We start from the raw sequence: 16,341 nt of genomic DNA, 5'->3' as shown, positions 1-16,341 counted from the left end.
ATACGGTAGGGGGGTACCGTTATCGGCCCGCTGGTGGTATACCTGGTCGGGCATACCCTTGAGGGGTATTCGGACGGGAGAATCATGGACGAGCATCAGCACGGCTACATCGGCCGGAAGGACGACTACCTCCGCCGACTGAAGCGCATCGAGGGCCAGGCGCGCGGACTGCAGCGCATGGTCGAGGAGGACACCTACTGCATCGACATCCTGACCCAGGTGTCGGCGATGACGAAGGCGTTGCAGGCGGTCAGCCTCGGTCTGCTCGAAGAGCACATGGCGCATTGCGTGGTGCATGCCGCGCAGGAGAGCGACGAAGCCGGCAAGGCGAAGGTCGACGAGGCCATGGCCGCGATCACGCGCCTGGTCAAGTCCTGATCGTTCCCGCCTGATCCATCCCCGCAACACGACGATTCGAGGAGTACCGACATGAGCACCACCAGTACCTACACCGTCACCGGCATGACCTGCGGCCATTGCGCCGCGTCGGTCCGCGAGGAGATCGAGGCGCTGCCCGGCGTGACGAGCGTCGAGGTCACCGTCGACGACGGCTCGGTGCGGGTGGCGGCCGACCGTGAACTCGGACGAGACGAGGTCGCGGCAGCCGTCACCGAAGCCGGTTACGCGCTGGTCTGACGATGAGATCCGCTGTCACCGGGCCCCTGACGTATGTCGTCGCGCTGATCGCGGTCTTCGCGATCGCCTTCGGCGTCGGGCGCGCCTGGGGACCCGACGTCGAGCCCGCGCCGCACGATGCGCCCTCGCATGGCGTCGTGGTCACCGACGACCCGTCATCCGACACGCACGGAGGTGATCACCCATGACCGCGAGCACCCGGCAACTGGTCGACCTGGACATCTCCGGGATGACCTGCGCGTCCTGCGCCAACCGCATCGAGCGCAAGCTCAACAAGCTCGACGGCGTGACCGCATCGGTGAACTACGCGACCGAGCGCGCCCACGTCGAAGGGCCCGCCGGCCTGGCGGCCGGGGACCTCGTCGAGGTGGTCCGGGCCGCCGGTTACGATGCCTCGCCGATCCTGCCCGACCCGCCGGCAGACGCCACGGAACACGCCCCGGCGGGGTCCGGCGATCCCGAGCTGGACGGCCTTCGGCAACGCCTGATCGTGTCGGCGATCCTGTCGGTGCCGGTGATCGCGCTCGCGATGGTCCCGGCGTTGCAGTTCACCTACTGGCAGTGGCTGTCCCTGACCCTCGCCGCGCCGGTCGTCGTGTGGGGTGCCTACCCGTTCCACCGGGCGGCGTGGATCAACCTGCGCCACGGCGCGACGACGATGGACACCCTCGTGTCGGTCGGTACCCTCGCGGCGTTCGGATGGTCGTTGTACGCACTGTTCCTCGGGACCGCGGGCACTCCCGGACTCACCCACGGCTTCGATCTCCTGCCACAGCGGACCGACGGGTCGTCGCACATCTACCTCGAGGCCGCGGCCGGCGTCACGACCTTCCTGCTGGCCGGACGCTACTTCGAGAAGCGCGCCAAACGGCGCGCCGGTGACGCGCTCGCCGCGCTGATGGATCTCGGGGCCAAGGACGTGGTCGTTCGGCGGCCCGGCGGCGACGAGAACCGAATCCCCATCGCGCAGTTGGCAGTCGGCGACGAGTTCGTCGTACGGCCCGGTGAGAAGATCGCCACCGACGGCGTCGTCGTCGACGGTGCGTCGGCCGTCGACGCGTCGATGGTCTCCGGAGAATCGGTGCCGGTCGAGGTCACCGCCGGTGACTCGGTGGTCGGCGCGACCGTCAACACCAGCGGTCTGCTCGTCGTCCGCGCGACCGCCGTGGGTTCGGACACCGCGCTCGCCCAGATGGCCCGCATGGTGACGGCGGCACAGGAGGGCAAGGCCGACGTCCAGCGGCTGGCCGATCGGATCTCCTCGGTGTTCGTCCCGATCGTGATCGCGATCGCGCTTGCCACGCTCGGCTTCTGGCTCGGGGTGGCGTCCACGACCGACTTCGCCGGTGGCGATGTCACCTTCGCGTTCACCGCCGCCGTCGCAGTCCTCATCATCGCGTGCCCGTGCGCGCTCGGGCTCGCCACGCCGACCGCGCTGATGGTCGGTACCGGACGGGGTGCGCAATTGGGCATCCTGCTGAAGGGTCCGGAGGTGCTCGAGTCGACGCGGCGGGTGGACACCATCGTGCTGGACAAGACGGGCACGGTGACGACAGGAGAGATGTCGCTGTCCGGGATCACCGTCGTCGACGGCTACGAGACCGAGCAGGTCCTGGGATGGGCGGCGTCGGTGGAATCGGGGTCGGAACATCCGATCGCGGCGGCCGTCGTCGACGCCGGGCGCGACCACATCGACTCGCACGTACGCGATTTCGTTTCGACGCAGGGCGCCGGTGTGGCCGGGATGGTCGGCGACCGGCTGGTCAGGGTTGTGTCACCGAGCAAGGTCGATGTCCCCCTGCCGCGCACACTGGACGACGCGGTCGCCGCCGCCGAATCCGACGGCGCGACCGCGGTCGTGGTACTGGCCGCCGACGGTGTATCCGAAACCGCAGCTGCGCAACCGGTTCCCGTTGCCGTGCTCGCGGTGGCCGACCGGGTCAAACCGTCGTCCGCCGCGGCCGTCGCCGAGTTCCGGCGGCTGGGACTGACGCCGAAGCTGCTCACCGGCGACAACGAGGGTGCCGCCCGGGCGGTGGCGTCGAGCGTCGGCATCAACGACGTCACCGCAGGCGTCAGTCCACGCCGCAAGCTCGAGGTGATCGCCGAACTACAGGAGCAGGGTCATGTGGTGGCGATGGTCGGCGACGGGATCAACGACGCCGCCGCGCTCGCCCAGGCCGATCTGGGGCTCGCGATGGGGACGGGCACCGACGTCGCGATGGCTGCCAGCGATCTGACCGTCGTGAGTGGCGACCTGCGCGCGGTCGCCGACGCGATCCGGCTCGCGCGTCGCACCCTCGGCACCATCAAGGGAAACCTGTTCTGGGCCTTCGGATACAACGTCGCGGCCATTCCACTCGCCGCCGCGGGCATGCTGAACCCGATGATCGCCGGCGCGGCGATGGCCCTCTCGTCGGTCTTCGTCGTCGGCAACAGCCTGCGACTCCGCGGGTTCACGCCGGGGCGGTGACCGAAAACCGCCCTCGCCGGCAGCGCCGACGACGCTCCGCCGTCTGTGGTCCGCTGGAGGGCGGTTTTCGACCGGGGTGTTCGACCCTCACGCGCTGGCGGTGACCCGGGCGGCAGCGTGCCGCCCGGCGCGGCGTCCGAAGTAGGACCCTTCGCCCAATTGCGTTCCGCTGCAGTATCCTTTGCAGTCCTGTGCGATGTTGGTGGCGCTGGCACCGGCCGCGTACAGGCCGGTGATCACGGTCCCCGATTCGTCGAGCACCTCGCCGTCGATCGAGGTCGCCATGCCGCCCATCGTGAATCCCGCATACATGGCCTTGCCGAGTGACAGGTCGTAGGCCGCCCACGGCCCGGTGTCCTGCGGCTCGAGGAACTCGGCGGCCTTGTGGAAGTCGGGGTCCTCTTTCTTCGCGGCGTTCTCGTTGTAGCGGGCCATGGTCGCCTGCAACCTGCCTTCGGGGATGCCGAGGTCCCGCTCCATCTCCTCGATGGTCTCCCAGCCGTCGATCAGCGGGACGAGGTAGTTCTGCTTCTCGTTCATGTGCGACTCGTTGACGATGAGGTAGGCGACCGAATCCGGCTGCTCGAGAACGAATCCCGATGTCCTCGCGTGGTAGGAGTCCTCGGTGACGAACCGGTCACCGAACTTGTTCACGATGACACCCATGACCATGCTCGCGGGTGGGTAGATGGGGGCGGTGATGAATGCCTTGTCCATGTATTTCAGTGCGGCGCCGACGGATCGGCCCATGCGCAGGCCGAGGCCGTCGTCGTAGGTGTTGCCGAGCACGAACGGTTTCTCGGCGAGATGCGGGGTGTGTTCGGCGACCATGTCGGGGTTCATGACGAAGCCGCCGGCGGCGATGATCACCGAGTCGGCGCGGATGACGCCCTCCGCATCGGGGGTCTTCCACGTCACGCCGACAACCGCTCCGTGTTCGTCGACGACCAGTTGCCGGGCGCCGGTCTCATACCGGACCTCCGCACCCAGCTCGTCGAGCCGGGAGACGAGCAGGTCGATCACCAGCTTCGCGCCCCCGGTCTCGCCGGGCACCGGCACCTTGTGTCCGCGGGGTGCGGGAACGGCCTGGTCCTTGAACGGCCAGACCTTCTCGTTGCCGGTGAACATCAGTCCTTCGGTGCCGGGCTGGATGACGGCCTTCTCGGGGTAGAAGCTGCGCTCGAAGGTGAAGCCCAGGCCTTCGAGCCAGTTGAAGTGGTCGACACTGTCGGCGCAGTAGGCATGGATCTTGTCTGCCTCGGGATCCAGCGACACCGCGGTGAGGTACTTCTCCATCTCCTCGACGGAGTCGTCCTGGCCGGTGGCCTTCTGGACGGCGGTGCCCCCGCCGAGGTAGAAGAACCCGCCGGACAGCGACGTGGTGCCGCCGGGTGCCGCGGCGCGTTCGAGCAGCAGTACGCGCGCGCCGTTGGCGGCGGCCTCGGCTGCCGCACATCCGCCGGCGATGCCGAATCCGATCACGACGACGTCGACCTCGTCGGAGAACTCGCTCACAGAATCGAGTGCGACGGTCTCCGGGATCTCGGTGCTGGTAGCCATGCGGATCAGATTAGCCGACAAACTAGAACCTGTTCTAGTCTCTGGTAACGATTGGTGCGGCGGTGTGCCCGGATGGTCACCGCCCGGTCTCGGAACCGATCGCACACGGCGTATTCACAGGTTCCTCCGCTATCAAGAAATATGCCCTCGATCACGACGCGTCATGCAACCTCGCCGGCTCCCGCGCTGGCGGGTGTGGTCGCCGTCGGTGCGGCGCTGGCCGCGGGCGAACTGGCCGCCGTTCCCGTGTCGCCGGACGCGTCCCCCTACTTCGCCGTGGGATCCACGGTCGTCGACCATTCGCCCGAGGCGGTCCGCAAGTGGGCGATCGAGACGTTCGGGGTCGCCGACAAGCTGGCGCTGTTCATCGGCATGGGCATCCTCATCGCGGTGCTCGCGGCGGCGTGCGGATACCTCGAACGGCGACGAGCCCCGCTCGGCTCCCTGGTGATCGCGGCCTTCGGGCTGGTCGGGGTGCTCGCCGCGATGAACCGGCCGGATGCGACCTGGACCCACGCGCTGCCGTCGATCGTCGCCGGCGTGGTCGGGGTCGTCGTGCTGCGGGTCCTGATCGCGCAATTGGGTTCCGACGATCCACCGGCCGCCGAGACTGATACCGACCCCGCGGATGACACGCCGAAACCGGCTGCGCGGTCGGCATTCACGCGCCGCTTCGTGCTCACCGCGGGCGGCGTGGCGGCTGCCGCGGTCGTGGTCGGTGTCGTGGCCCGACGGGTACTCGCCGACACGGCGGGCGTCGTCGCCGACCGCGCCCGGGTGCTGTTGCCGCGCGCGGCCGAGAAGGCGCCGCCCATCCCGGCCGGTGCGCAGCTCGAGGTCTCGGGCGCAACACCCTTCATGACCGACAACGCCGATTTCTATCGAATCGACACGGCGCTACAGGTCCCCACGCTGACCACCGGTGAGTGGCGACTGCGGATTCACGGAGACGTGGACCGCGAGGTGACACTGTCCTGGGATGACCTGCTCGCCATGCCGATGACCGAGCGGATCGTGACCCTCGCCTGCGTGTCGAACGAGGTCGGCGGCGATCTCGTCGGCAACGCCAAGTGGCTGGGGGTGCCGATGCGCGAGGTCCTCGACCTCGCGGGTGTGCGGCCCGGCGCCGACATGCTGCTGTCCACCAGCGTCGACGGTTGGACTTGCGGCACACCGATTTCGGCGGTCACCGACGGACGTGACGCCCTTCTCGCCGTGGGGATGAACGACTCGCCGCTTCCCCTCGAGCACGGATATCCGGTCCGGCAGGTGGTGCCTGGGCTGTACGGATATGTCTCGGCGACGAAGTGGGTCGTCGATTGGGAGATCACGCGCTTCTCCGAGGCCAACGCCTACTGGACCACACGCGGGTGGTCGGCGCTCGGACCGATCAAGATGGCCTCGCGCTTCGACCGTCCGGCCGACGGAACCGAGCACCCGGCAGGCGAGGTAGTCGTCGCCGGCACCGCATGGGCCCAGCACACCGGTGTCGAGCGCGTCGAGGTGCGCGTCGACCAGGGGCCATGGCAGCCCGCCGAGCTGACCACGGAATACAGCATCGACACCTGGCGGCAATGGAAGTTCGTCTGGCAGGCGACGAAGGGCAACCACACCCTTGAATGCCGGGCGATCGATCAGCAGGGGAAACCGCAGATCGAGCGATACCAGGCGCCGGCGCCCGACGGTGCAAGCGGGCTGGACGACCGCACGTACACCATCGTCTGACGTCGACGGTCCGGCGACGCGAGATGCGCCGGCAGCGCTGGGTGCGATTCGAGGAGGACCTCAGGCACGCTCCCCGTTCAGCATCCGACCGCCGTCCACCACGATCTCAGAGCCCACGGTCCATGCCGATTCATCCGACGCCAGGTAGAGGACGGCGCGCGCGACCTCGTCCGCGGTCCCGAATCGCCCGGCCGGGATGCCGGCGGTGATGTTGGTGGCCATCTGATCGCGATGCTCGACGGGTAAGCCCATCTTGTCGTACAGCGGGGTCTCGACCGGACCGGGACTGACGGCGTTGAAACGCACTCCGCGGCTGAGGAACTCGCTAGTGAGCGTCTTGGACAGGTTGAGCAGTGCCGCTTTGGACGCACCGTACACACTCGAGTTCGCGGACCCCACATGGGCGTTGACCGAGGTGTTGAGGACCACCGACGCCGGGTCGGCGAAGACGGGCATCAGCGCTTGGGTGAGGAAGTAGGGACCCTTCACGTTGATGTCGAAGACTCGGTCGTAGCTCTCCTCGTCCCAGTTCTCCATGGGCTGCCACACCGACACCCCTGCGTTCAGGAACGCGACGTCGAGCCGGCCGTAGTGATCGGCGATCGTGGCTGCGAGTCGGCGCTGTGCCTCCACCGACGCTGAATCGGCGGCCACGACGAGGACCTCGGATCCCAGCTCCTCCTGCGCCTGCGCCAACGACGTCGGGTTGACGCCGGTGATCACCACGCGGGCGCCCTCGGACAGAAAGAGCTTCGCCGTGGCGAGCCCGATGCCGGTGGTTCCACCGGTGATGAGTGTACGTTTGCCGCTGAGTCGTGAACCGGACATGTCTTCCTCTTTTCTACTTGTTGATTCGTGAACTGGTGGCGCAGAACTTGTACTGCGACAGCTGAATTGACCGTCAGTCGGCGATGCCGCCGTGCGGGGCGATCCGGTCGATGCGGGCGAGATCGTCGACGCTGAGCTCGAGGTCGGCGGAGGCGTTGTTCTGTGCAACCCGTTCGGCGTCGCCGGATCCGGGGATGGGGACGATGTACGGCTTCCGGGCGACGAGCCACGCCAACGCCAGCTGTGAAAGAGTCACACCTTTGTCCTGGGCGAGGTCGGCCAGCCGCCTGACGATGTCGAGATTCGCCTCGAAGTTGTCCGGTCGCCACCACGGTGAGCGACGGCGGAAGTCGTCGGCCGCCAGGGCATCTCGGGGCTGCACGGCTCCGGTCAGAAATCCTCGTGCGAGCGGGGCATAGGCGACGAGGCCGATGCCCAGTTCCTCCAGCAAGTCCAGAACCGCCTCGGACTCACGGGAGAAGATCGAGTACTCGGTCTGCAGGACGCTGATCGGGTGCACGGAATGGGCCCGGCGGATGTTCTCCGCGTTCGTGTTGGACAAGCCCAGGTATTTGACCTTGCCGGCGTCCACGTACTCCGTCATCACCCCGACGACTTCCTCGATCGGCACCGCCGGGTCGTCGATGTGCTGATAGAGCACGTCGATGTGATCGACTCCGAGGTGGCGGAGGCTGTTGTCGACGACATCGCGTATGTGGTCGGGTCGGGAGTTCGGCTCCAGGGGCGGCTCGAAACCGAACTTCGTCGCGATCGTGACGTCGTCGCGAACGGGCGCGAGCGCTCTGCCCAGCAGCCGCTCGCCCCTGCCCCAGCCATACAGTTCCGCGGTGTCGAAGAGCGTGACACCGTCGTCGACGGCGCGGCGGATCGCCGCGATCGACGCGTCGTCCGTGCTGGTGTCGGTCCCCAGTGCGATGCGCATCGCGCCATAGCCGAGCACTGACGTCGTGAGTCCCTGGCGTCCGAGTTCGCGTGTCCGCATGACCTGTCCTTTCGTCGCTGAGAGTCACACTACGCCACATGTGTCAGAATCTGACAATCAAGTCGGACAGCGACACGGTCCGCAGTCTCTGTCAGGCCGTTAGGGTGGGGTGATGAGTGTGGGCGACGCTTCCGGAGGACTTCGCGCAGTAGCCAGGGATGCCGTGCGGCAGCGCCTGTCCGATGTGGCGATCGATCTGTTCGCCGAACAGGGTTTCGAGGCCGTGACGATCGAGCAGATCGCCGAAGTCGCCGGCGTGTCGGCGCGCAGTGTGCATCGCTACTTCCCGGCCAAGGAGGACCTGGTCATCGGCATGCTCGAGGCCAACGGCGAGTTCGTGCGGGATGCGCTCCTCGCGCGGAACGGCGACGAGCCGGTTCTGAAGTCCTTGCACGCCGCGTACTCGGAATTGGTCGAACAGGGATCGTCAGCACCCCGCTACCGGGTCGCGATGCGCCTGTTGTCGAGCACGTCGACGCTGCGCGCCCGCAATGTCGAGAAGCACCTGGCGTGGGCGGAACTGCTCACGCCGATTGTCGCGGAACGGCTTCGGGGCACGGACGCCGATCTTCGAGCTCACGTGCTGGTCGAAGCCAGCCTTGCCGCTTTCCAGCTGGCCATGATCGCGTGGGCCAACGATCCGGATGATCGTTCGAGGCTGGAGTTGCTCGACATCGCCTTTCGCGACCTGGAATGACAGCGGAGGGAAGGCCTCTCGAGCGCCGGACCGGAGGGGTTCGACAGGTGGGTGCTCCTCCGAGCTGGCGGCCGCGGGGTGTTCCGAAGGAAGGCGGGCGGACGACACCTGTTCAGACATGTGTCCAGAAATGAGCGAAACCGCAGCGTCAAGGGTTGAGTGAGGTATCTGACTCACCTGAGTTCCCGCTGAGAACGCATGTTATGTTCAACGCACATTTATGTGAGCCGGGTGACAGTCATCCCTAGTCCCACCCGTGCACTCGTGACCTGCGCCAGGTCGTCCGTTTCGCCGACACACATGGCGGAGCTGCACGATCTGGGAGCAGGTCACCTCGTTGACAAGACGCGCCGAGCACAGGCGCCAACCAGCGGCGCCGCGGTGAGCGGCGCCGGATCAGACAGGTGAGACAGATGACAGTGGGTGTCGTGCGCGAGACGGCCGAGGGGGAGCGCCGGGTGGCGCTGGTCCCGAAGGTCGTTGCCGCGCTGGTGGGCAAGGGTGTGCCCGTCGTGGTGGAGTCGGGGGCCGGTCTCGGCGCTCTGATCCCCGACGAGGCGTACACCGAAGCCGGAGCGACGATCGGCGATCCGTACGGCGCCGATGTGGTTCTGCGGGTGTCGCCGCCGTCGGATTCCGAGATCGCGAAACTGCGCAGTGGGCAGAAGCTGATCGGTTTCCTCGCGCCGCGTAACGCCGACAATCAGATCGGCACGCTACGCGCGGCCGGTGTGGAGGCGTATGCGGTGGAGGCCATCCCGCGTATCTCCCGGGCGCAGGTGATGGATGCGCTGAGCTCGCAGGCCAACGTCGCGGGCTACAAGTCGGTCGTGGTGGCGGCGGATGTGTCGACGCGGTTCTTCCCGATGCTGACAACCGCCGCCGGAACGGTGAAGCCGGCGACGGTGCTGGTACTCGGCGTCGGCGTGGCGGGTCTGCAGGCACTGGCGACGGCCAAGCGCCTGGGTGCGCGGACCACCGGGTACGACGTGCGTCCCGAGGTCGCCGAGCAGGTCCGTTCGGTCGGCGCCCAGTGGCTCGACCTGGGAATCGACGCGGCCGGTGAGGGCGGGTACGCCCGTGAGCTCACCGAGGACGAGCGCGCACAGCAGCAGCAAGCGCTCGAAGACGCCATCAAGGGGTTCGACGTGGTGATCACCACCGCGCTGGTGCCGGGTCGTCCGGCCCCGCGCCTGGTGACCGCGGCCGCGGTCGAGGGCATGAAGCCGGGCAGCGTGGTCGTCGACCTCGCGGGCGAGACCGGCGGCAACTGCGAGCTGACCGAACCGGGGCAGACCGTCGTGAAGCACGACGTGACGATCGCGGCACCGCTGAACCTGCCGGCGACCATGCCCGAGCACGCCAGTGAGCTGTACTCGAAGAACCTGCTGGCGTTGATCGAGCTGATGCTCGACGACAACGGCTCCATCACACCGGATTTCGACGACGAGGTCGTTGCGGCCGCGTGTGTCACACGCGAGGCACAGGAGGTGTCTGCCTGATGTATGCCGGACTTCTCGCGAATCTCGCGATCCTGGTGCTCGCCGGGTTCGTCGGCTTCGCCGTCATCTCCAAGGTCCCCAACACCCTGCACACACCGCTCATGTCGGGCACCAACGCCATTCACGGCATCGTCGTGCTCGGCGCGCTGGTCGTCCTGGGCAAGTTGCCCGCCGACGCCGGGTGGGGTGTGCGCATCATCGCCTTCGTCGCGCTGGTTTTCGGCACGCTCAACGTGATCGGTGGCTTCGCGGTCACCGACCGGATGCTGGGCATGTTCAAGGGTAAGAAGGAGGCGGCCAAGTGAACGGCTCGCAATTGGTGCTCGCGGCAGGCGCGCACACCCCGAGCGAAGGCATCGCCTATCTGGTGACCGCGCTCTACATCGTGTCGTTCTCCCTGTTCATCTACGGTCTGATGGGCCTGACCGGGCCCAAGACCGCGGTGCGCGGCAACTGGATCGCCGCGGTGGGTATGGGCCTGGCCGTCGCCGCGACGCTGCTCTACGTCTGGAATGAGGGTGCGGTCGGTTCCGACGGACACTCGACCGAGGGCGTGCCGACGATCAACTGGGTGCTGATCGCGGTGGGTCTGATCCTCGGTGTCGCACTGGGTATCCCGCCGGCACTGAAGACCAAGATGACGGCGATGCCGCAGCTGGTCGCACTGTTCAACGGCGTCGGCGGTGGCACCGTCGCGCTCATCGCGTGGGCAGAGTTCATCGAGACCTCCGGGTTCTCGACGTTCCACAACATTGAACCCGCCTCGCCGCTGGTGATCGGTTCGCTGATCGCGGCGATCATCGGCTCGATCTCGTTCTGGGGATCGTTGGTGGCCTTCGCCAAGCTGCAGGAGATCATGCCCAAGGGGCTGGAGAAGACGTTCGTCTCCAACGCCAAGCTGTTCCAGGCCGCCAACATCGTGCTGCTCATCGTCGCACTCGGTGTGGCGATCTACCTCGGAGTCGACGCCTCGAACGGTGGGGGCGCGAGCATCTGGTGGATGGTGGGTCTACTGGTAGCCGCGGGCGTGATGGGACTGTTCGTGGTGTTCCCCATCGGCGGCGCGGACATGCCGGTGGTGATCTCGTTGCTGAACGCGATGACGGGTCTGTCGGCTGCGGCCGCGGGTATCGCTCTGGACAACACGGCGTTGATCGTGGCCGGCATGATCGTCGGCGCCTCGGGTTCGATCCTGACCAACCTCATGGCCAAGGCCATGAACCGGTCGATCCCGGCCATCGTGTTCGGCTCCTTCGGTGGCGGCGATGCCGCTGCCGCAGGCGGCCCCGGCGCCGAGGGCGGCACCGTCAAGGCGACCTCGGCCGCCGACGCCGCGATCCAGATGGCCTACGCCAACCAGGTCATCGTCGTTCCCGGTTACGGTCTCGCCGTGGCGCAGGCCCAGCACGCGGTCAAGGAGATGGCAAAGCTGCTCGAGGCCAAGGGCGTCGAGGTCAAGTACGCGATCCACCCGGTCGCCGGCCGCATGCCCGGTCACATGAACGTGCTGCTCGCCGAAGCCGACGTCGAGTACGACTCGATGAAAGAGATGGACGACATCAACGGTGAGTTCAGCCGGACCGACGTCGCCATCGTCATCGGCGCCAACGACGTCACCAACCCCGCGGCGCGCAACGATCCGAGTTCGCCGATCCACGGCATGCCGATCCTCAACGTCGACGAGGCGCGGTCCACCATCGTGCTGAAGCGGTCGATGAGTTCCGGTTACGCCGGCATCGAGAACCCGCTGTTCTTCGCCGACGGAACCAGCATGCTCTTCGGCGACGCCAAGAAGAGCGTCGACAGCGTCATCGAGGAACTCAAGGCGCTCTAGCGTTTTCGCGTACCTCTCGGGACCCCGGCTACCGTTCTGGTTGCCGGGGTCTCGCAGTTCATTGCTCCCTTCAGGTGTGAGCGAGGCGAGCCACCCCTGCTCCCTGAGGTGCGAGGAGCGATAGCGACGAGCCACGAAGGGTTTGGCGAGTGGGGCCTGCCAGACCCTTCGTGACGCGCCCTCGCAAGCTCCGGACGCTCCTCAGGGAGCATGGGGGTCGCATCTTTCGGATCAGGGAGCAGGGCGGGCCAGTGGGTTCTGCGGGTTCTTTCGGATCAAGGACCAGTGGTCGCGGTGTCCAGTCGTGATCGAGCAGGAATCGAGAAGCGACCCCCGCGCGTCGGGCCGTAGTGTCGACGCCAATCGCCCGATCGGCCACGGAGGAAGAAGAGATGTCCCTGTCACCACGATCCCTGTCGCTCTGGTATCAGCGAAAGATGAACGAGCGCACCGTCACCCGCATCCGGAACAAGTCCGGATCGATGTGGGGTATGGAGATGCTCATCCTGCGCACGACCGGTCGGCGGTCCGGCCTGGTGCGCGAGACGCCGCTGAGCTGGTTCGCCGACGGCGACCACTGGCTGGTCGTCGCATCGGGTGGTGGCGACAGGAACCCGGACTGGTTCGCCAATCTGACAGCGAATCCCGGAGGCGTGTCAGTCGAGCGCCACGGGGAGGTGCCGGTGGCCGTGCGGCCGGTCGTACTCGACGCGGATGAGCGCGCGACGGCGTGGAACCGGGTGGTCGAGGCGCAACCGAGATACGCCAAGTACCAGAAGAAGTCATCGCGGGAGTATCCGCTCGTCAAGCTGGTTGCCTCTCAGTAGTGATCTCCGGGCCGGGATCGAGGCCGCTCGGAGCATCGAGAATATGACGAGGGTGAATAGCGATGATCCACAGTTCGTGTTCCGCGGAACACTCGTGACCTCGGGTTTGTGGCCCGGAGAATTGTCGGTGGTGCCCGATATCTTGTTCTCGTACCTTTCGTTCGGTTCAGGGGGTTGCGGTGGGGGTCAGTGCTTTTCGTTCGGTCGGGGACGTTGCGTCGATGTTCGACGGTGCGGATCCCGGGTCGTTGTCTGATGAGGTTCTCGAGGCGAGGGTGCTCGGGTATGCCGCGCAGATCACGGCGCTGACAGCGGGTTTCCTTGACCTGGTGGGGGAACTGGACGAGCGGGAGTCGTGGCGGGGGCCGGGGATTCATTCACTGGCGCACTGGTTGTCGTGGAAGGCCGGCATTGCACCGCGAACGGCGCACGAGCACCTGAGAGTCGCAAAGGCGATACGAGAATTGCCGGTGATCCGCAAGGCATTTGGCGAAGGTCGCCTGACGTATTCGAAGGTGCGCGCGTTGACGCGGGTGGCCACGCCGGAGCGCGAGCAGGAGTTGGTGAATGTGGCGCTGTCGTGCACGGCGAGTCAGTTGGATCGGGCGGTGCGGGCGATGGGCCAGATCGACCGCACCCGCGGGGTCGCCGAGGGCAGTGCTCCGCCGGTGGAGTCGACGGGTCGGTGGAAGTGGAACGCTGACGGGTCGTTGTCGGTGTCGTTGAGGTTGAGTCCGTTGGATGGGGCGCGGTTTCTGGCCGGTGCGGTGCGCGCGGAGTATGAACGCACCCGGACCTGCGAAGATGCGGATCTGCCTACAGCTGCGAGTGTTCCGCGGAACACTGAACCGGAGTCGGGTGACGGCGAATTGGAGGTGGTTCCGTCGCGGCGTCGGGATCTGTGGCGGCAGGTGCCGTCGGATGTGGCGCCGGCGGTGGTGGTGATGGCCGGCATGGTGCATGACGGGATCGCGATGCCTGACGTTGCGCCGGGTGTGGAGATCCTCATTCATGCCGGTGAGGGGGTGGAGTCCGCTCATCTCGATGATGGTCCGGCGTTGCCTGAGGAGGAGGTGGCCGAGGCTCGGTGCGGCGCGTCGACTCGAGATGTGGTGAGTCGCAGGGTTCCCGGGCAGCCGGGGAAGCTGGCTTTGTTGGGTGCGGGTCGTGTCACCGGTCGTTGCATCGGGGTGAGTTCTCGATCACTGCGCATGGGTTGCAGCGGTTCACGTTTCACCGGCCTGACGGGGCCGAGATCGCGGTTGCTCCGCCGACGGTGAGACCTGCTGGGTGGCGGCCTGATCCGCGGGTGGGTGTGGAGGCGACGGTCCCGATCGGTGGGGGTCGGATGGACCTGGGGTACACCACCGAGGTGCTCTACGCGGTATGGGAATGGAAGGAACGCAACTCGTCTCGCGTAAACCTCGCAAGGTCGGCCGCGTAGTCGTCGATCGTCGTCAGGCCAGTGATCTCTGCGGTGCCCGGACAACGACGCCAGTCCGTCCCCGAGGGTGCAGGCCGATCCGACGATGAGTTCTGGCGAGCAGGCGTGTCTATCCCTGCACAACCCACTCGCACCACTCGCCAGGAGGCCATCATGACTCGCAACAGCACCACCGGAGACACCGCCAGCCCGGCGGCCACGACCAACATCACGTCCTCCGACGAGGCGCGACCGGCCCGCCGGAACCGGCGGCGCACCACGGGAATCGTCATCAGCGTCCTCGTCGGCGCGTTCCTCGCCTTCGACATCGTCATCAAGCTGACGCGCCCGCAGGAGGTGGTCGATTCGATGGCGAAGCTGGGCTTCCCGATCGATCAGGCGCTTGTGATGGGTGTCGTCTTGCTGGTCTGTCTCATCGTGTTCGCCATCCCGCGCACCGCGGTCCTGGGCGCTCTGGGCATCACCGCCTACCTGGGTGGTGCGGTGACCGCCAACATGCGGATCGAGGCACCACTCTTCGACACGGTCCTGTTCGCGGTCTACACCGGCGTGCTGATGTGGATCGGTCTGGCCCTGCGTCGTCCGGAACTGCTGAAGGTGGCCGGCCTGAAGCGCTGAGCTTCGCCCGCCGCATCCGACCCCGCACCCGTTACCGATCTGGGATCGAACGGGTGTGGGGTCGTTGCGTACCTCTCGTACTGTTACGCGAGTGACTGGTGTTACCAGAGTTAAGCGGAGGACAACTGCGGCGGTGGCGGCGATCGCCGTCGCCGCGCTCGGCGGCGTGGCGGTCGGGACATTGCCGGCGCAGGACGCCTCGGTGGTGACGACAGCGTCCGCGATCGACCCGGCCGGTCTGTACAACAACGCGCAGTCGAAGTTCGCCGGGGGTGACGTCGCGGGCGGCCTCGAACTCCTGCAGCAGGTCCTCGCGGTGGCGCCCGCCGATTCCGATGCACTTGCACTCCAGGCGATCTGGTCGGACCAGCTCGATGACGTCGTGGTGGGCCGGTCCGCACTCAACCGACTGGCGATGATCAATCCGGCGTTGGCGACGACGGCGCGCAACATCATCTCGGGTGTCGCGACCGCCGCGCAGATCGTGCCGGCGACCACACCTCAACCGGTGTCCGGGCGAGTGGCCATCGTCGTGCTCGGGTACGGACTGAATGCGAACGGGAAGATGGCGCCGGAACTCGTCAACCGGGTGTCGGCCGGCAAGGCGCAGTCGGAGGTGACGCCCGGGGCTCCCCTCGTGGTGACCGGAGGCGTGCCGAAGAAGGGCATCACCGAGGCGGCCGCGATGCGGACGTGGCTCCTGGAGAACGGTGTCAGCGCGAGCCGCATCCTCGTCGAGGACAAGTCCGGGTCGACGGTGGGCAACGCGCAGAACACCGCCGAGATCCTGCGGGCGCAGGGTATCCGGGACATCGTGCTCGTCACGTCGCCCAATCACATCCGACGCGGTGCCGCGGACTTCGGAGCCATGGGTCTGCGGGTCGTCGGGTCCCTCACCACCGCAACGGACCTCGAGAAGTACCGAACCCCGCTCACCAAGGCCCAGCAGACCGGTATCAGGTTGGAAGCCACCCGGACCGCACGCATCCCGGCCACCCATGAACCCGGTCTGCTTCCGCAGAATCTCCCCGAGACCGGCCCCGGTCTCATCCCGGAGATCGGCGGGAAGATCCTCCAGGAACTCCTGAAGGCGGGATCGTCGGCCTGACACCCGGATCCGACCGCCCCCGTGGCCGATCGGCGTGAAGTGAATCACAGTTCCGCCCTGCTGCCCTGCGGTTTCACAGCATTACG

Annotated in this window: 15 protein-coding genes and 1 pseudogene; 13 read left to right on the top strand and 3 right to left on the bottom strand. The window is 67.0% G+C overall.

All coding sequences use genetic code 11. The annotated features are described in order from the left end of the window. The first annotated feature begins 84 nt into the window (after positions 1-84). Genes AC3B6C_RS05830 through AC3B6C_RS05815 form a run of 4 tightly spaced genes read left to right on the top strand, consistent with a single transcriptional unit; the run spans position 85 to position 3,109 of the window. Positions 85-378, top strand: coding sequence for a metal-sensitive transcriptional regulator (locus AC3B6C_RS05830; protein WP_004020389.1), 294 nt, complete (start codon positions 85-87; stop codon positions 376-378). A gap of 51 nt (positions 379-429) precedes the next feature. Continuing rightward, on the top strand, positions 430-636 hold the full coding sequence (locus tag AC3B6C_RS05825) for a heavy-metal-associated domain-containing protein (RefSeq protein WP_010843166.1): 207 nt from the start codon (positions 430-432) through the stop codon (positions 634-636). Positions 637-638: 2 nt separating this feature from the next. Further along, positions 639-824 (top strand): hypothetical protein, encoded by a 186-nt coding sequence (locus AC3B6C_RS05820; RefSeq protein ID WP_014928528.1) that lies wholly within the window; start codon positions 639-641, stop codon positions 822-824. Then, positions 821-3,109, top strand: a complete 2,289-nt coding sequence (locus AC3B6C_RS05815; protein ID WP_488375334.1) for a heavy metal translocating P-type ATPase — start codon at positions 821-823, stop codon at positions 3,107-3,109. Before AC3B6C_RS05820 ends, AC3B6C_RS05815 begins: the two co-directional genes overlap by 4 nt. Positions 3,110-3,196: 87 nt before the next feature. Here AC3B6C_RS05815 and AC3B6C_RS05810 read toward each other — a convergent pair whose 3' ends face one another. Next, positions 3,197-4,669, bottom strand: coding sequence for an FAD-binding protein (locus tag AC3B6C_RS05810; protein ID WP_488375333.1), 1,473 nt, complete (start codon positions 4,667-4,669; stop codon positions 3,197-3,199). Positions 4,670-4,810: 141 nt separating this feature from the next. Here AC3B6C_RS05810 and AC3B6C_RS05805 point away from each other — a divergent pair, with 141 nt between their 5' ends. Continuing rightward, positions 4,811-6,394 (top strand): molybdopterin-dependent oxidoreductase, encoded by a 1,584-nt coding sequence (locus AC3B6C_RS05805; RefSeq protein WP_488375332.1) that lies wholly within the window; start codon positions 4,811-4,813, stop codon positions 6,392-6,394. A gap of 60 nt (positions 6,395-6,454) precedes the next feature. Here the strand turns inward: AC3B6C_RS05805 and AC3B6C_RS05800 are convergent, their stop codons facing one another. Both AC3B6C_RS05800 and AC3B6C_RS05795 read right to left on the bottom strand, forming a co-directional pair. Beyond that, positions 6,455-7,222 carry an SDR family oxidoreductase gene (locus AC3B6C_RS05800; RefSeq protein WP_014928524.1) on the bottom strand — a complete coding sequence of 256 codons (768 nt, stop codon included), beginning with the start codon at positions 7,220-7,222 and terminating at the stop codon, positions 6,455-6,457. 73 nt (positions 7,223-7,295) lie between these two features. After that, positions 7,296-8,225, bottom strand: coding sequence for an aldo/keto reductase (locus AC3B6C_RS05795; RefSeq protein WP_488375330.1), 930 nt, complete (start codon positions 8,223-8,225; stop codon positions 7,296-7,298). 112 nt (positions 8,226-8,337) lie between these two features. Here AC3B6C_RS05795 and AC3B6C_RS05790 point away from each other — a divergent pair, with 112 nt between their 5' ends. The 8 genes and pseudogenes from AC3B6C_RS05790 (at position 8,338) to AC3B6C_RS05755 (ending at position 16,255) form a co-directional block, all read left to right on the top strand. Then, the gene (locus tag AC3B6C_RS05790) at positions 8,338-8,922 is read left to right on the top strand and encodes a TetR/AcrR family transcriptional regulator (RefSeq protein ID WP_488375329.1); all 585 of its coding nucleotides are present in this window, start codon (positions 8,338-8,340) and stop codon (positions 8,920-8,922) included. Between the two features lie 413 nt (positions 8,923-9,335). Beyond that, a complete protein-coding gene (locus tag AC3B6C_RS05785; RefSeq protein WP_014928521.1) occupies positions 9,336-10,424 on the top strand; it encodes a Re/Si-specific NAD(P)(+) transhydrogenase subunit alpha in 1,089 nt (362 codons plus the stop codon). Continuing rightward, a complete protein-coding gene (locus tag AC3B6C_RS05780; protein WP_004020381.1) occupies positions 10,424-10,729 on the top strand; it encodes an NAD(P) transhydrogenase subunit alpha part 2 in 306 nt (101 codons plus the stop codon). The genes AC3B6C_RS05785 and AC3B6C_RS05780 overlap by 1 nt, the downstream gene beginning before the upstream one ends. Continuing rightward, complete coding sequence (locus AC3B6C_RS05775; protein WP_010843157.1) at positions 10,726-12,258, top strand: NAD(P)(+) transhydrogenase (Re/Si-specific) subunit beta; 1,533 nt, start codon at positions 10,726-10,728, stop codon at positions 12,256-12,258. The genes AC3B6C_RS05780 and AC3B6C_RS05775 overlap by 4 nt, the downstream gene beginning before the upstream one ends. 392 nt (positions 12,259-12,650) lie before the next feature. Beyond that, positions 12,651-13,085: a nitroreductase family deazaflavin-dependent oxidoreductase gene (locus tag AC3B6C_RS05770; RefSeq protein WP_055477316.1), complete on the top strand. Its 435-nt coding sequence runs from the start codon at positions 12,651-12,653 to the stop codon at positions 13,083-13,085. Positions 13,086-13,306: 221 nt separating this feature from the next. Then, a pseudogene (locus tag AC3B6C_RS05765) lies at positions 13,307-14,529 on the top strand (DUF222 domain-containing protein). 153 nt (positions 14,530-14,682) lie between these two features. Beyond that, positions 14,683-15,147 carry a DoxX family protein gene (locus tag AC3B6C_RS05760; protein ID WP_014928519.1) on the top strand — a complete coding sequence of 155 codons (465 nt, stop codon included), beginning with the start codon at positions 14,683-14,685 and terminating at the stop codon, positions 15,145-15,147. 133 nt (positions 15,148-15,280) lie between these two features. Further along, on the top strand, positions 15,281-16,255 hold the full coding sequence (locus AC3B6C_RS05755) for a YdcF family protein (RefSeq protein ID WP_488375326.1): 975 nt from the start codon (positions 15,281-15,283) through the stop codon (positions 16,253-16,255). The last annotated feature ends 86 nt before the right edge of the window (positions 16,256-16,341 follow it).

Source organism: Gordonia sp. 11cp (assembly GCF_057767225.1).
Note: the sequence above shows the minus strand (reverse complement) of the source record. Positions and strands in the feature narration are given on the sequence as shown.

What these genes read in the sequence shown, in the direction of transcription:
- AC3B6C_RS05770 (WP_055477316.1), top strand. Translation starts at nt 12,651, where the DNA reads ATGTCCCTGTCACCACGATCCCTGTCGCTCTGGTATCAGCGAAAGATG.
- AC3B6C_RS05820 (WP_014928528.1), top strand. Translation starts at nt 639, where the DNA reads ATGAGATCCGCTGTCACCGGGCCCCTGACGTATGTCGTCGCGCTGATC.
- AC3B6C_RS05790 (WP_488375329.1), top strand. Translation starts at nt 8,338, where the DNA reads ATGAGTGTGGGCGACGCTTCCGGAGGACTTCGCGCAGTAGCCAGGGAT.
- AC3B6C_RS05830 (WP_004020389.1), top strand. Translation starts at nt 85, where the DNA reads ATGGACGAGCATCAGCACGGCTACATCGGCCGGAAGGACGACTACCTC.
- AC3B6C_RS05815 (WP_488375334.1), top strand. Translation starts at nt 821, where the DNA reads ATGACCGCGAGCACCCGGCAACTGGTCGACCTGGACATCTCCGGGATG.
- AC3B6C_RS05825 (WP_010843166.1), top strand. Translation starts at nt 430, where the DNA reads ATGAGCACCACCAGTACCTACACCGTCACCGGCATGACCTGCGGCCAT.
- AC3B6C_RS05805 (WP_488375332.1), top strand. Translation starts at nt 4,811, where the DNA reads ATGCCCTCGATCACGACGCGTCATGCAACCTCGCCGGCTCCCGCGCTG.
- AC3B6C_RS05785 (WP_014928521.1), top strand. Translation starts at nt 9,336, where the DNA reads ATGACAGTGGGTGTCGTGCGCGAGACGGCCGAGGGGGAGCGCCGGGTG.
- AC3B6C_RS05810 (WP_488375333.1), bottom strand. Translation starts at nt 4,669, where the DNA reads ATGGCTACCAGCACCGAGATCCCGGAGACCGTCGCACTCGATTCTGTG.
- AC3B6C_RS05795 (WP_488375330.1), bottom strand. Translation starts at nt 8,225, where the DNA reads ATGCGGACACGCGAACTCGGACGCCAGGGACTCACGACGTCAGTGCTC.
- AC3B6C_RS05780 (WP_004020381.1), top strand. Translation starts at nt 10,424, where the DNA reads ATGTATGCCGGACTTCTCGCGAATCTCGCGATCCTGGTGCTCGCCGGG.
- AC3B6C_RS05760 (WP_014928519.1), top strand. Translation starts at nt 14,683, where the DNA reads ATGACTCGCAACAGCACCACCGGAGACACCGCCAGCCCGGCGGCCACG.
- AC3B6C_RS05800 (WP_014928524.1), bottom strand. Translation starts at nt 7,222, where the DNA reads ATGTCCGGTTCACGACTCAGCGGCAAACGTACACTCATCACCGGTGGA.